This window comes from Amycolatopsis orientalis DSM 40040 = KCTC 9412 (assembly GCF_000478275.1).
Lineage (GTDB): Bacteria > Actinomycetota > Actinomycetes > Mycobacteriales > Pseudonocardiaceae > Amycolatopsis > Amycolatopsis orientalis.
In genome coordinates, this window is the sequence record NZ_ASJB01000042.1 from 87,279 (window position 1) to 101,983 (window position 14,705).

The 14,705-nt window shown below is 69.0% G+C and carries 12 protein-coding genes; 5 read left to right on the forward strand and 7 right to left on the reverse strand.

The window, feature by feature from the left end; all coding sequences use genetic code 11:
- Positions 1 to 147 precede the first annotated feature (147 nt).
- Both L324_RS10725 and L324_RS10730 read left to right on the forward strand, forming a co-directional pair.
- The gene (locus L324_RS10725) at positions 148 to 1,650 is read left to right on the forward strand and encodes a tryptophan 7-halogenase (protein WP_037306105.1); all 1,503 of its coding nucleotides are present in this window, start codon (positions 148 to 150) and stop codon (positions 1,648 to 1,650) included.
- Positions 1,647 to 3,983, forward strand: a complete 2,337-nt coding sequence (locus L324_RS10730; protein ID WP_037306106.1) for a penicillin acylase family protein — start codon at positions 1,647 to 1,649, stop codon at positions 3,981 to 3,983. Before L324_RS10725 ends, L324_RS10730 begins: the two co-directional genes overlap by 4 nt.
- Positions 3,984 to 4,148: 165 nt before the next feature.
- Here L324_RS10730 and L324_RS10735 read toward each other — a convergent pair whose 3' ends face one another.
- The 7 genes from L324_RS10735 to L324_RS10760 all read right to left on the reverse strand — a co-directional run bounded on the left by L324_RS10735 (position 4,149) and on the right by L324_RS10760 (position 11,173).
- The gene (locus L324_RS10735; protein WP_037306109.1) at positions 4,149 to 6,536 is read right to left on the reverse strand and encodes an aminotransferase class I/II-fold pyridoxal phosphate-dependent enzyme; all 2,388 of its coding nucleotides are present in this window, start codon (positions 6,534 to 6,536) and stop codon (positions 4,149 to 4,151) included.
- Between the two features lie 34 nt (positions 6,537 to 6,570).
- Positions 6,571 to 7,644: a 4-hydroxyphenylpyruvate dioxygenase gene (gene hppD, locus L324_RS10740; protein ID WP_037306110.1), complete on the reverse strand. Its 1,074-nt coding sequence runs from the start codon at positions 7,642 to 7,644 to the stop codon at positions 6,571 to 6,573.
- Between the two features lie 37 nt (positions 7,645 to 7,681).
- Positions 7,682 to 8,653: a ParB/RepB/Spo0J family partition protein gene (locus L324_RS10745; protein WP_235783490.1), complete on the reverse strand. Its 972-nt coding sequence runs from the start codon at positions 8,651 to 8,653 to the stop codon at positions 7,682 to 7,684.
- A gap of 275 nt (positions 8,654 to 8,928) precedes the next feature.
- Complete coding sequence (locus L324_RS10750; protein ID WP_235783491.1) at positions 8,929 to 9,909, reverse strand: ParB/RepB/Spo0J family partition protein; 981 nt, start codon at positions 9,907 to 9,909, stop codon at positions 8,929 to 8,931.
- A 537-nt stretch (positions 9,910 to 10,446) separates the two neighbouring features.
- Positions 10,447 to 10,593: a hypothetical protein gene (locus L324_RS41570; protein ID WP_177342622.1), complete on the reverse strand. Its 147-nt coding sequence runs from the start codon at positions 10,591 to 10,593 to the stop codon at positions 10,447 to 10,449.
- Between the two features lie 166 nt (positions 10,594 to 10,759).
- Entirely contained in the window at positions 10,760 to 10,939 is a 180-nt protein-coding gene (locus L324_RS42970) for a hypothetical protein (protein ID WP_037306113.1), read from the reverse strand.
- 21 nt (positions 10,940 to 10,960) lie between these two features.
- The gene (locus L324_RS10760; RefSeq protein ID WP_051173843.1) at positions 10,961 to 11,173 is read right to left on the reverse strand and encodes a Cif family virulence factor; all 213 of its coding nucleotides are present in this window, start codon (positions 11,171 to 11,173) and stop codon (positions 10,961 to 10,963) included.
- 224 nt (positions 11,174 to 11,397) lie between these two features.
- Here L324_RS10760 and L324_RS10765 point away from each other — a divergent pair, with 224 nt between their 5' ends.
- From L324_RS10765 to L324_RS10775, 3 genes are all read left to right on the forward strand, one after another.
- Positions 11,398 to 12,606, forward strand: a complete 1,209-nt coding sequence (locus L324_RS10765) for a 3,4-dihydroxy-2-butanone-4-phosphate synthase (protein ID WP_037306114.1) — start codon at positions 11,398 to 11,400, stop codon at positions 12,604 to 12,606.
- Positions 12,606 to 13,025 carry a PaaI family thioesterase gene (locus L324_RS10770; protein WP_037306115.1) on the forward strand — a complete coding sequence of 140 codons (420 nt, stop codon included), beginning with the start codon at positions 12,606 to 12,608 and terminating at the stop codon, positions 13,023 to 13,025. The genes L324_RS10765 and L324_RS10770 overlap by 1 nt, the downstream gene beginning before the upstream one ends.
- A 284-nt stretch (positions 13,026 to 13,309) precedes the next feature.
- Positions 13,310 to 14,503 (forward strand): hypothetical protein, encoded by a 1,194-nt coding sequence (locus L324_RS10775; RefSeq protein ID WP_037306116.1) that lies wholly within the window; start codon positions 13,310 to 13,312, stop codon positions 14,501 to 14,503.
- The last annotated feature ends 202 nt before the right edge of the window (positions 14,504 to 14,705 follow it).

Consider the following 14,705-nt stretch of genomic DNA (forward strand, 5'->3'; position numbering starts at 1 on the left):
CGTGAGTGGTAAGTGTCGTTAGAACGACACTTACCACTCACGACCCGCTGTCCGTTTCCGGGAACTGTCCAAGGTGGGTACGGGGCATTTCTTGTGGAACCCTGAGCCGGGAAACAAAGACACCGGTAACGCGTTCCAGGAGGCCGAATGAGTACGGCACGAAACGAGGAATTCGACGTGGCGGTCGTCGGCGGCGGCCCCGCCGGTTCGACGCTCGCGTCACTGGTGGCCATGCGGGGGCATCGCGTCCTGCTACTGGAAAAGGAGACGTTCCCCCGCTACCAGATCGGCGAATCGCTGCTGCCGTCCACCATCCACGGCATCTGCCATCTGCTCGGTGTCGACGACGAAATCGCCGAAGCGGGCTTCCTCCGTAAACGCGGCGGCACTTTCCGATGGGGAGCCAATCCGACGCCGTGGAACTTCGCGTTCTCCGTCTCGCCCAAGGTCGCGGGACCGACGTCGTTCGCCTATCAGGTCGAGCGGAGCAAATTCGACAAGATCCTGCTCGACAATTCCGCCCGCAAAGGTGTCGACGTCCGCCAGAACCGCACGGTGACCGACGTCCTGGAAAGCGAAGACGGTCGCGTACGCGGATTGCGTTATACCGATCCGGACGGCACCGAGCACGAAGTGTCGGCCCGCTACGTCGTGGACGCCTCCGGCAACACCAGCCGCATTCACAAACGGGTCGGCGGTTCGCGGAAATACTCCGACTTCTTCCGCAGCCTGGCCCTGTTCGGGTATTTCGAGAACGGCAAACGCCTGCCGGCACCGAACTCCGGCAACATCCTCTGCGTCGCCTTCAGCCACGGGTGGTTCTGGTACATCCCGCTCAGTGACAAGCTGACCAGCGTCGGCGCGGTCGTCCGCCGGGAGGACGCGGCGAAGATCCAGGGCGACCCGGAGGCCGCGATGCGGAACCTCATCGGCGAATGTCCGCTCATCCGCGAATACCTCGACGGAGCGACCCGGGTCACCACCGGCCAGTACGGGCAGTTGCGGGTACGCAAGGATTATTCCTACCACCAGACGAAGTTCTGGCGGCCGGGCATGGTCCTCGTCGGTGACGCGGCCTGCTTCGTGGACCCCGTGTTCTCGTCCGGGGTGCATCTGGCCACCTACAGCGCGCTGCTGGCGGCCCGCTCCCTCAACAGCGTCCTGGACGGGAGCGTCGGCGAGCAACGGGCCTTCGACGAGTTCGAGGGACGTTATCGCCGCGAGTACGGCGTCTTCTACGAGTTCCTGACCTCGTTCTACGACATGCACATCGACGAGAACTCGTACTTCTGGTCGGCGAAGAAGGTGACCAAGAGCAGCAACACCGAGCTGGAGTCGTTCGTCGAACTCGTCGCGGGGATGTCCAGCACCGAATTCGACCTCACCGACACCGAATCGGGGGTCCTGCGGCTCAAGCAGCGCTCGGCGGAGTTCGCCGACGCCGTCGACACGCTGGTCGAAGCCCGCGAGGAGAACATGGCGCCGTTGTTCCGGTCCTCGGTGGTGCGCCAGGCGATGCAGGAGGGATCGCAGGTGCAGACCAGGGCCCAGCTCGGCGACGAAGCGGGCGAGATCACCCCGGTCTTCGACGGCGGACTCGTCGCCACACCCGACGGCATGTCCTGGTGCGAACCGGATCCGGGCCGATGACGAGCCGCGGGCGGAGACTGGGCACGATCCTGGCCGTCGTCGCGCTCCTGTCCGGCACGGCTCCCCCGGCTATATCCGCCGAGCCGCGTACGGAGAGCTACCAGGTCCCCGGGCTGAGCCGTCCGGTCCGGATGGTCGTGGACCACTGGGGTGTGCCGCACATCTACGCGCGGAACGTCGACGACCTCTTCCTCGCACAGGGGTTCAACGCCGCCCGCGACCGGTTGTTCCAGATGGACATCTGGCGCCGCAGTGGTCTCGGGCTGCTCTCGGAGATCCTCGGCCCGTCGTTCGTGCAGCAGGATCGCGCGGCCCGGCTGTTCCTCTACCGCGGCGACATGGACCGCGAATGGGCGGCGTACGGTCCCGAGGCGAAACAAGCGGCGATCCGGTTCACCGAAGGCATCAACGCCCGTTTGGACTGGCTCGAGCAGCACCCGGAAAGCCTTCCGCCGGAGTTCACGGAGTTCGGCTTCAAGCCGGGCCGGTGGCGGCCGGAGGACGTGGTGCGCGTCCGCAAGCACGGGCTGTCGATGAACGCCGCGTCGGAAGTGCTCCGGTCACGCCTTGTCTGCGCGGGCGGCGTCGAGGCCGACAAGTTCGCCCACGCGCTTCAGCCCGCCCACACCCCCGCCGTCCCGGACGGGATCGACCCGTGTTCGATCCCGATGGACGTGCTGGACCCGGTCCCCCCGGCGGAGCGTCGAGCGGCCTTCGGCGGGCAATCGGGGTACACCTCCGGCATGGCGGAAGGCAGCAACAGCTGGGTGGTGTCGCCGGGAAGAACCCTGACCGGGCGCCCGATCCTGGCCAATGACCCGCACCGGGCGCTCACCGCGCCACCACTGCGGTACATCAGCCATCTGTCGGCACCGGGCCTCGACGTCATCGGCGCCGGCGAGCCGTTCCTGCCCGGGGTTTCGCTGGGGCACAACGGAACGGTCGCGTTCGGGCTGACCGTGTTCGGCATCGACCAGGAGGATCTGTACGTCTACCGGCTCGACCCGGACAATCCCGGCCGGTACCGCTACGGCGACGGGTGGGAGTCCTTCCGGACGGTCACCGAGGAGGTACCCGTCCTGGGAGGGCCGCCGCAGCGGATCGAGATGCAGTACTCCCGGCACGGTCCCGTGCTGCGGATCGACGCGGCGCGCAACGTGGCCTACGCGCTGCGCACGGCCTGGACCGAACCCGGAACGGCACCGTATTTCGGCTCCCTGCGCTACTTGCGGGCCCGGAACTTCGGCGACCTCTCCGCCGCGCTGCGGCATTGGGGCGGACCGGCGGAGAACGTCCTCTACGCCGATACGGCCGGGAACATCGGCTGGGTCGCGGCCGGGCTGGCGCCGAAACGGTCCGGCCACGACGGCCTGTTCCCGGTCCCCGGCGACGGCCGCTCCGAATGGACCGGCTTTCACGACGGCGCCACGCTGCCGCGCTCCTACAATCCGAGGAACGGCTTCATCGCCTCCGCCAACGACTACAACGTCCCGGCGGGCTTCCCGTTCCAGGTGGGCTACGAATGGGAGCCGCCGTACCGCAAGCAGCGCATCGACGACGTGCTCTCCGCCGGCCGCCGTCAGTCCGTCGACGACTCGGTCCGGCTGCAGAACGACCAGCTGTCGCTGCCGGCCCGCCGTCTGGTGCCGCTGCTGGCCGGGCTGCGGAGCACCGATCCCGACACCGAGCGGGCGCTGAACCTGCTCCGCGGGTACGACGGCGTCGCACACGTCGATTCCGCGGCCACCGCGCTCTACGAACCCTGGTTCACCAACCACCTCGTCCCGGCGTTCCTCCGCGTGTTCCTGAACGAGGAAGCGGCGTCACTCGCGGCGATCCCCGGCGGAAACGTCGGCCTGATGCTCGACGCGCTCGAACATCCCGGCCAGTGGTTCGGGCCCGGCGGGGAGGCGGCCAGGGACCGGCTGCTGCTGACCACGCTCGGCGCCGCCTACGCCGACGTGCGCGGGAAACTCGGTGCGGATCCGGGCAAATGGCGCTGGGGTGCCTTGCAGCACACCGAATTCCTGAGCACCACCGGACGGCACGTCGGCCCGGTGGAGCGCGGTGGCTCCGCGTACACAGTGGACGTTTCGAAGTACGACCCGTCCACCTACGGGCAGGGCGTGGGCGCCTCGTTCAAAATGGCGCTCGACGTCGGGCGCTGGGACGAGTCCAAGGCGGTCAGCGCCCCCGGTCAGTCCGGCGACACGACCGGGCCGCACTACCGCGATCTGCTGGAGCGCTGGCGGACGGGAGACTACTTCCCGTTGCTGTACAGCCGGGCCGCGGTCGAACGCAACGCGGAGTCCGTGATCATGCTGCTCCCGTGACGACCACCGTGTGCTGAAGGGCGCTTTCCCCGCATGCGATGCGGGGAAAGCGCCCTTCGCCGCGTCAGATGAGGCGAAGGGCCCCTTCAGCCCCCCTCACGCCCGGCACCAGGTCGCGGGTGGCACCAGCGACGTGGTCGCGAGCGTGCTGTCGCAATTAGTCGACTACTTGCGGCGGTCCGCACCGCGGCCCAGGCCCGCTTCCGACTCCACGAAGCCACGCAGCCGGGCGACGCCCTTCTCGATGTCCGCGTGCGTCAGGTAGCTGGTCGAAAGCCTGATCGTGGTCCGGCCGCCGCCCTGCGGGTAGAAGTACGACATCGGCGTCCAGATCACCCCGAAGTCCTGCGCGGACCGGGTCAGCGCGGCGTTGTCGGCGGGAAAAGGCACCCGCAGGGTCAGGAAGAAGCCCCCGCCGGGCGCGTTCCAGCTCACTCCCAGCCGCGCCCTGAGCCCGGCCGGGAACTCGTGCTCCAGGCATTCCAGCGTGCGCCGCATGGCCTCGCCGTAGTACGCGGACGTCTCGGTGGTGAACTCCGAAACGCGGCCACCGGATTCGAGCAGCGCGCCCGCCACCGCCGCCTGGCTCAGCGGCGAGGTGTTCACGGTGATCATGCTCTTGATCTTGGCCAGTTCGGCCGCGAGCAGCCCGGTGCCGCCGTCCGGCGCGAGCACCGGCTGGTCCGCGACCACGAAGCCGACGCGCGCGCCGGGGAACACGGTCTTGGCGTAGGAACCCAGGTGGATCACCTGCCGCGTCCGGTCGAGCGCCTTGAGGGCCGGGATCTGCGGCCCCGGGCTGACCCGCCGGTACGGGCTGTCCTCCAGGACGAGCAGGCCGAGCCGCCCGGCCAGGTCGAGCAGCGCCCGCCTGGCTTCGAGCGGCATGGTGACGCCGGAGGGGTTCGAATGGTCCGGGACCACGTACACGGCACGAGGACGTTTGCCCCGCGCCAGCACCGCTTCGACAGCGGCTTCGAGCGCGTCGCACGACAGGCCGTCATCGTCCTCCTCGACGGCGACCACCTCGGCGTCCAGCAGCTTGGCGGCGCCCGTGATCCCCACATAACAGGGACTGGCGACCAGCAGCACGTCGTCCGGCCCCGAGATCAGCGCGCGCACCGTGAGGAACATGGCCTCCTGACAGCCGACCGTGACCACGATCGACTCCGGCGGCACTTCGATGTCCTCGTCCGCCCGCAGGGAATCGGCGATCAGCTCCCGGATCAGCCCGGCGGCGGGCCCGTACTGGAACACCGCTTCCCGCACCTGGTCCGGCGAATGGCCCCGGTCGGCCAGATGGTCCAGGTAGCGGCGCACGTAGCCGAAAAGCTGCTCGGTGTCGAAGAACCCGGCGTACGGCCGCCCCGGCGCGAACGACACCGCGTCCGGGTAGCGCGCCGTCACCTCGTTCAGGAAGTTCATCGTGTCCATACCGGGATCGGCGACACTCGCGTGAAGATCCGTCAGGCGCAGCTCACGCACGGGCGTGCGGCGCCGCACCGGCGCCTGCCCGACGAGCTCGGGGCCCACCTCGGCCAGGGTCCGCAGGCCGGTCTGCGCCATCGCGTCGGTCAGTTCGTCGAGGAGAACGGTGAAGACGTCCCGCACGCCGTCGGCTCCCCCGGCCGCGAGGCCGTGCAGCACGGGGCGGCCGACCAGGACGGCGTCGGCACCCAGCGCGAGCGCCGCCAGCACATCCCGGCCCCGCCGCACCCCGCCGTCCAGCAGGATCGGGACCCGCCCGCCGAGGGCCGCCGCGACCTCGGGGAGCACGTCGAGTGTTCCCGGGACGCCGTCGAGCTGACGGCCTCCGTGGTTGGACACCACGATGCCGTCCACCCCGGCCTCGGCCGCGCGCCGCGCGTCGGCCCCGGTGAGAATCCCCTTGAGCAGGATCGGCAAGGCCGAGACCGAACGCAGCCAGTCCACCACCGACCAGTCCAGGTCGGGGTCGAACGCCGCGCGCGAGTGTGCCGACGGTGAGGAGAAGCCGTTTCCTTCCAGGTTGGCGGGAGTCACCCCCGGCGGCAGCCGGAAGTCGTTGCGCAGATCCCGCAGACGGCGGCCGAGGCGGGGCGTGTCCACGGTCAGGACCAGCGCCTCGAACCCCGCGCGCTCGGCGCGTTCGATGAGGTGCCGGGTGAGCGCGCGATCCCGCAGGCAGTAGACCTGGAGCCAGAGCGGCACGGCGGTCCCGGCCGCCAGTTCCTCGAAAGTGCGGCCCGCGAAGGTGCTGACCACCACGGGGACCTTCGCGGCGGCCCCGATCCCGCGGACGGTGGCCAGCTCACCCTCGGGGTGCACGAGCGTGTGGAACGCGACCGGCGCGACCGCCACCGGAGCGTCCCAGGTCCGGCCCAGGATCTTGACGCCGGTCTCCGGGCGCCCCGCTCCCCGCAGCACCGACGGCCGCAGCCGGATCCGGTCGAACGCGGCCGTGTTCGCCGCCAGCGTCCGCTCCTCCCCCGCACCGCCTTCGAGGAAGTCCCAGACCGGCGGGTCCAGCCGTTCCCTGGCCCGCCGTGCGAACTCCCCCAGCGTCAACTCCATGACGGCTCCCGTTCCCCTCGGCACACCGGACGCGTCAGCCGTTCCGGGCGGCCGTGTCGGCCGCCTGCTGGCGTTCGACGGCCTCGTACAGGGCGTGGATGTTGTTGCTGCCGAACGTCCGCGCTCCCCGGCGCTCGATCAGCTCGTAGAAGAGGGTCCGCCGCGGATGCGTGGACTCGGTGAAGATCTGGAACATGACGCCCGTGTGGTCGCGATCGGCGAGGATGTCGAGCGCGCTGAGTTCGTCCACCGGGACGCCGATCTCGCCGAGCCTGCCGGGCAGTGCCTCGTAGTAGCTCAGCGGTGTGGAGAGGAACCGCACGCCGCGCTCGGCACTGGTGCGCACCGCGGTCCTGATGTCACCGGTGAGGAAGGCGACGTGCTGCACACCGGCCCCGCCGTGGGACTTCACGAAGGTGTCGATCTGCCCGGGTGCGCGTGTGACGTCGGGCTGGATGACGGTGAAGGTGAGCATCTCGGACCGGCTCTGGACGACCTTGGAGTCCATCGCCTGCGAACCGACGACGATCCGCTCCTCGAACGTTTTGGTGAGACCGAAGATGTCCTGGTAGCGCCGGACGGTCTCGTCCAGTTCACCGGCGGGGACGCACACCGCGAAGTGGTCGACCCGCTTCAGCAGGCCGCCGGACGCGGCGGAGCCGGTCTCCTCGATGGCGGGCGCGAACGGGCCTCCTGGCCTTTCCCGGGAGACGAAGCGGTGCTCGATGTCGCCGAGCCCGAGCACGGACGCGTAGGTGACCCGCGCGCCCGCCGGGCCGAACTCCTCGGGCGGGGCCACGGGTACGGCCCCGCGCTCCACCGCCTCGCCGAACGCGGCGTGCGCGTCGCCGACCCCGATGCCGATCACGCCGACACCGTCGCCGTGGTGCCGCAGGTATTCGGCCGCGCGGTGGTCCGGGCTGGTGGCCGTCGTCAGCAGGAGCGCGATGTCGTTCTGCCGCAGGAGCACCGACTCGCAACCGCGCAGGCCGGTGTGCTCACCGCCCCGGCCGGCGAGCGCGAACCCGAAGGAGTCGCACAGCCTCGCCGCCGTCCCTTCCGCGTCCGCCACGAACAACTCGACGTGGTCGACTGATCCGATTTCCACTTGACAACCTCCGAAAATAGTTTTCGACAAATGGCCACTAGGCCGATTTCGATCCTTTGTGTTCGATACGGAACGCGATCTCCGTCCATTTTTCGGCACAATAACGCGCCAGTTCGGCGATCGTTTCCGTGCTGTGCGGCGGCACGCTGTCGATGATCCTGTTCCAATCCTCGGAACGGACCAGGTGGATGTTCAGCAGCCGCAGGAGTTCCCGCCCGTTCTCGTTGAGCCGCAGCGCGGGGTCCTCGCGCAGCCGCGCCACGACGGTGGCCGGGGGCGGCTTCACCTCGCACCGGGTGACGACGCGCTCAGTGGGGCGGTCGTCGTCACCCCATCCCCCGGGTTTCGCCTGCCGTTTCCGCGGGACCGGGTCCTCCCCGCGCAGCATCCGGTTCTTGACGTCCCGCACGGTCTCCGCCGAGATCCCCGCCGCGCGGGCGACCTGGCGCAACGACAGGCTGGGATCCCCGACGATCATCTCGTGGGCCAGTCTGCGGCCCGCGCTCACGTCGATGGACCGGACCCGGCCGTCGCGGCCGATACGGGCGAATTCCCCCGCCGCACCGATTTCGGTGCCGCGGCGGATGTCGGCGACCGTCTTGGCGGACATCCCGACCACCGACGCGATCATCCGGTCGGACCACCGGCTGTGAGTGGCGATGATGCGCTCCGCCGCCTGCCTGCGATCGGCGGCCGACAGCGGCAGGCCGTGCGCGATATTGGACTCCACCGCCAGGATGAAGGCGTCTTCCTCCGTGCCGTCGAAGAACCGCGCCGTGATGGTCCCGCGGCCGGCCAGCATCGCGGCGCGGAGGCGGTGCACGCCGTCGATGACCCGCATCGAGGGCCGGTGCACCACGATCGGTGGCAGCGGCACATTGGCGGCGACCAGTGCTTCCACGTGTTCCAGGCTCTCGCCGCCGATTCGCGGAGAATCGCCGACGGAGAGCGAACGGATTTCCACTTCTTCGGTCGAATGCAGATCGTCGTGCCCCAGCGCGAACCGCAATGTCCAGCTCCTTAGTATTCGACTTGCACTGCACTCAGGCAGGCGATTACGCACCATGCCCCAGCGGAGTGATGTGTGGCCACCGTGTTCAACTGCCGCCTTTCGCGCAGTTGAACACGAATACACAGAAAGGCGGCGGAATAGCCGGAAAGCGAACGCGATGCGGCGTTCGTCGATTTTCTTCGCGCGGGACGGAGGGTCAGGCCGGGCCGCGCGGGGACGCACCCATGGCGAACGGTGCCCGGCGGCCGCGAGACCCGGGCCGCCGGGACCGGTTACTTCGTGTCGTCCACCGGACGGACTCCCCAGGGGTCGGCGATCGCCGCGCGATCGTCCAGTTCCTCCGCGAGGGAGAGCCAGATCTCCGAGAAATGGCGGGCGAGACTGGTGATCATCGCCAGGCAGTGGGGCGGCACGGTCTCGGTGGCACCGAGCCAGTCTTTGGCCTCGGCGGCGGTGTGCTGGATGAGCCGCAGGAGTCGCCTGCCCTGTTCGTTGTGCCGCAGAGAGGGATCCCGCAACAGTTTCTCCAGTGCGTACCGCGCCGCCTCGCGATCCGCGTCGAAGCTCCCCTCGGCCACCGCGTCGGGCTCTCGCTCCGCGGACTCGAGTCGCGCGGCCTCCTTCTTCGCCCGCTCGATCGTGCCGCCTTGCCGAGGCTCGGGCGACACGGCCTCTTCACCGCGTTCGAGCCGCTTGCGGACATCCCGGACCGTGCCCGGGGAGACACCGGCGGCCCTGGCGACCTCCCGCAACGACGCTTTCGGGTTCCGGGCAAGGAATTCGGCGGTGCGCCGTCGTCCTTCGCCGTGATCGACCGGGCGCACCTTGCCATCCCGGCCGATCCGGGTCGTCGTCTCCGGGACGGCGTCGCTGGATCGCCGGATCGACGCGACGGTCCGGGCGCCGAGGCCCGTGATCTCCGCGATGGTCCGGTCCGACAGGCGTGGATGGGAAGCGACGATCCGGATCGCGGCGGCCCGCCGATCCGCTTGGGACAGCGGGAAACCGTGGGTCACGTTAGCCTGAACGGCCCTCAGGAATCCTTCTTCGGGATCGCCGTCGAAGAACTCGACATCGATCGTGTCCTGGCCTCGCATCGAGGCGGCCATCAACCGGTGCATCCCGTCGATGACGCGCATCGTCCGCCGGTCGACCAGGATGGGCGGCAGCGGTGAATCCGTTTCCGCGAGCCGCGCGACATGTCTCTTGTCCTCACCTCTCAGTCTTGGTGATTCACCGGGACGCAGAGACAAAATCGGAATTGTCACGATTTCCTCATGCGCCACTACCGGCCGAAACAACCGTGCACTCATGTCGATCATGAATCCCCCATGACGTCCGACACCGTCCCAGGCCCGGTCCCGCGTCCCCCGCTGTTGCCGTCAAGCCGGGAGAGACGCCCGCACACCCGACCGGCACTCCTCCACTGAGTCGAAGTGGCAGGCTCTGATCCGTGACCCCCAACGCAAGCATTGCCGATCCGACCAGGGTGAGCAAGAGTCGCCGCTCCGCTTACCGGGCCGCGTGAACCCCCGGCGTCACGCCGGTTTTCCGGGAAATGCGGAACTTTCCTCTTGCGGGCATGAGGGATGTCATGAGGTGATCTTGGAAGGACGCGTGACGAATACCCGCTTCGGTGGCGAGGTCGGCATTTTACCGAAGAATGCACGACAACGCACATCACTGTCGGTGAGCGATTCCGTTTCGACCTGTCGATCGCGATCGATTTCGAAGCCGGCACCGCTCGGCGACCGCGTTTTCCGTTCCGTCGGCGCTCAAGGGATGCAGGGTCACAACTGCTTGAAGAAACCGAGCAATGCCTCGTTGCGCACGTCCGTCGCGGCCTTGGTGATATTCCCGGGATCGGTGAACGCGCGGGTGATATCCCCGTCGTCCAGCCAGTCCGGCAGCCGGTCGACGTCGGTGAAGCGGTCCAAGAAGCCCTCACCGTCCCGGACGACCGGGGCCCCGGCGGAGGAGGCGCCGAGCAGTCTCCGGAACGTCGTGCGCGCCCTGCTCCACGAAGTGCATCGTGATCCCGTTGACCTCGGCGGCCCGCTCGGTGACCAAGACCCGTTCTCCCGTTCTTCCTTGTCGCATCGCTCAGCCGGCCGCGGGCGGCGGATCGGCGAGGTCGAGAATCCCTGTGCTCCAGGCCAGATCCGCGCGCTGTTCGGGCAGTCCGAGTGCCGTGGAGATCGCCTCCAGGCGCGTACCCGCCAGCCCGTTCGCGGCGAACTCGGCGTCGGCCGCGCGGATGGCCTTCGACGAACTTGTCGTCATACAGGCAGCGACAGGCGCGGATCAGCCCGTCCTCACCCAGTTCCAGCCGGTCGTCACCGTGGAATTCGACGCGGCGGCCCGTGCGGGCGCCGGTTCGTCGTAGACGAGGTCGTCCGCGCACATCGCCGCGACCGCGTCGCCGTCGTGCCCGTTCCACGCCTGCTCCCACCGGTGGCGGAAGGCCTCGACCGCGTCCAGGTCGGCAGTGGCCCCGCCCGCCTTGATCGTCGTCATGGAGCTATCAAGTCGCGGATCCGCCCCTCGAAACCGATCGACAGGATGGATATGATCGGCTCGTGGTGCGATTCCACGGTGTGGCCGTATAGCCGGCCGGTTCCGCCGAGGGGGCGGAACGACCCGGTGCGATTCCGGGGCCAAGCGGTGAGACCCCGCGTCCCCCACGTCCGGCGCGCGCCGGGCTTTGCCGGGGGTACGGCGTCAAAACGGGGTGATGATTCATGTTCACTGGCCGGATCGGCGAGCTGGGTTCCATCGAAGAGATCAAGGGCGACGTGCTGCGGGTACGTGCGCCGAAGTGCGCGGACCGCGTCGGCGACGGCGGTTCGGTGTGTGTCAACGGAGTGCGGCTCACCGTGCGACCGGAGGACGGCGTTCTGGAGGCTGTGCTCTCCGCGGAGACCCGCCGCCGGTCGACGTTCGACACGCTCGCGGCAGGGGATTCCGTCAACGTCGAGACGCCCCTCAACGTCGGTGACCCGCTGGACGGCCACCTCGTCCAGGGATATGTCGACGCGGTCGGCAAGGTGGTGCGGATCGATGACGAAGGCGGTGCCCGCCGGATCTGGATCCGGCCGCCGGAGCGCCTGCTGGACAGGCTGCTCGCGAAGACCCCGATCGCGCTCGACGGGGTCAGCGTGACCATCGCCGAGGTGCTACGCGACCGGATCTCGGTCGTGCTGCTCCCGATGACCCGCTCGGCCACCACGCTCGGCGAACTGAAGTCCGGTGACCGGGTCAACCTGGAACTCGACCTGGTCAGCCGCTTGGTGGAGAAGGCACATCCGTCGGCACTGGACCGGGCCTTGCCCAGGCTGCCCTGGGCCGGGCACGTCGGCGGACGCGTCGGCGTGGAGAAGGTCCTGCGGCAGCTCGCCGCGGGTGGCGGCGTCATCGTCTGGGACCCGGAGACCGAGGGCGAAGGCGACGTGATCTTCGCCGGCGCCCGGCTCCGCCCGGAGTCGTTCACCTTCCTGCTGACCAAGGTCTGCGGCTTCCCGGCGGTACCGTGCGCGCCGGAAGTGCTGCGGAGACTGGAGATCGCGCCCATGCCCGGTGAGGGCGACAGGCAGGGAACGGCCTGGTCGGTCCCGGTCGATCTCGCGGCCGGGACGGGGACCGGCGTCTCCGCGGACGAACGTGCCGCCACCGTCCGGAAGCTGGCCGATCCGGCCGCGACGGCCGGTGACTTCCTGCGCCCCGGACACGTCTTCCCGCTCGCCGCGCGGCCGGGTCTGCTCGCCGACCGGTCCGGGCACACCGAGGCGACGGTCGCGTTGTGCGTCGCCGCGGGCCTCCCTCCGGTCGGCGTGTGCTGCGAGGTCATGAACCCCGACGGCACCATGGCCGGCAGCGCCGACCTCGAGGTCGCCGCGCTGCGCTGGGGGATGCCGGTGGTGGATCTGGCCGATCTGAAAGCATGGCTCTGATGACCGCCTTGACTCTCGAAGACGCCCGGAAGGGCCTCGCGTCGCAACCGTTCAGCGTCCTGCTCGGTACCCGGCTGGCCTCGTTCGGTGACGGCGAGACGACCCTGGAACTCGACGTTCGCGAAGACCTGTTGCAGCAGAACGGTTTTCTCCACGGCGGCGTCCTCGCCTACGCCGCGGACAACGCGATCACCTTCGCGGCCGGGACGACGCTGGGACCTGCCATCCTCACCGGCGGATTCAGCATCAACTATCTCCGGCCGGCGAAAGGCCTCAGGCTCCTGGCGCAGGCGCGAGTCCTGCACAGCGGCCGTTCGCAGGCCACCTGCCGCTGTGATCTCTCCGTGCTCGGCCAGGACGGGACCGTGACGCTCTGCGCCGCGGCACAGGGCACCGCGGTGTCCATCGCCCGGCCCTGAAGTGTCGCGAGGGGTAATGAGAGGTCGCGAGCGCCACGCTTGAGACGCTGATCGTCCCAGGCGAGGCGCATCGGAAACCCGCGGCTGCCCACCAGGGAACTTCCCGGCGCTGTCGGCCAAAGTCCCGTGGATTCGGGACTTTGGCCCGCTGTCGGCACGACGGGCCAGGCGCGATGCTCACTACCGCCGGTGACGTCGGATCCTCGCCACATACGGCATCTTCGCGGCGCTCGGCGCCCGGCCCCTTCTCCATGACCTGAATCCGAACGGGAAGGCAGGGAGCGATGTCGGACACCGGTAGCGGACCGTTCCGGAAGAGCATGATGCCGGTGCTGGCCTTGCTGGTCACCCTGGGCATGACCGCCACGGAGGCCTCGGCCGTCGAGGACGTTCACCGCGTGGTCGATCTGGGCACTTTGCCAGGTCACGTCTACAGTGAGACCTCAGGCGTGAACGATTCGGGTGAGGTCGCGGGAACCTCGTACGACACGGCGCTCGCGGCCTCACGCGCGGTGCGCTGGAACTCCCGTGGCCGGATCGAGGATCTCGGCGTGTCGCCCGGCACCACGCGCAGCGTCGCCAACGCGATCAACGCGCATGGCACGGTCGTCGGCTTCTCCTACACCACCGACTTCGGCGACAGCCACGCCATCCGCTGGGACGCTTCCGGCCGGATGCGCGAACTGGGCCTCCTGCCAGGCGGTATCGGCGGCTGGGCGGTCGGTGTCAACGACGAAGGAACCGCCATCGGCGGCGTCCTGCTCGGCGACCGGCGCCATCGGGCGGTGAAATGGGACAGGGACGGACGAGTGACGGATCTCGGGCCGCTCGAGAGCGACTCTCAGGCGAATTCGTCGGCCATCAGCGACAGCGGGGCGGTGGTCGGCACGTCCTACACCGATATCGCCAACGCTCATCCGGTGCGCTGGAGCCGCGGCGGTCCGATCGCCCTGGCGCTCTTGCCCGGCGACACCACCGGGAACGCCCTGCGCGTCAACAACGACGGGACCGCCGTGGGCAACGTCTATCGAGACGATCCCGGGCCCCACGCCCGCAAATGGGACGGCCGAGGCCGGGTCACCGGCTTGAGCCCGTTGCCAGGCGGGACGAACAGCTGGGCCGGTGACATCAACGACCACGGCATCGTCGTCGGGAATTCCGATCGTGGCGACCGGCAATCACAAGCCGTCAAATGGGACCGGACGGGAACGGTGTTCCCGCTGTCCTCGTTCGGTGGGCCGAGCGACGCGGTCGCGATCAACCGTCGCGGCACCGTGGCGGGCAACGCCCAACGCGCCGGCGGCAACCGTGCCGTCATCTGGGACACCGCGGGCCGGATCACCGACCTCGGCACTCTTCCCGGCAGCACGCGACCGAGCGAAGCCGTCTCGCTCAACGACCACGGCACCGTGATCGGGTACGCCTTCACCGAGCGCGGCGAATGGCACGCCGCCCTCTGGCCCGCGCCCCGGAGGTAGCCGGACGGCCCGCCGCACCGGCGACGGGAACGCCGGACGACGAGATCCACAGGATTCACCCGACAATGACGTAATTTCCGCGCTTCGAGCACCGGGAAATCACATTTTCCGTTCCACGCAAAATCCTTGATTCAGCGTGCGGAAATTCTTGAGTCCCTTTTTCGCGCAGCGCCCTACCCCGAATGACCCACAGTCGATCGTC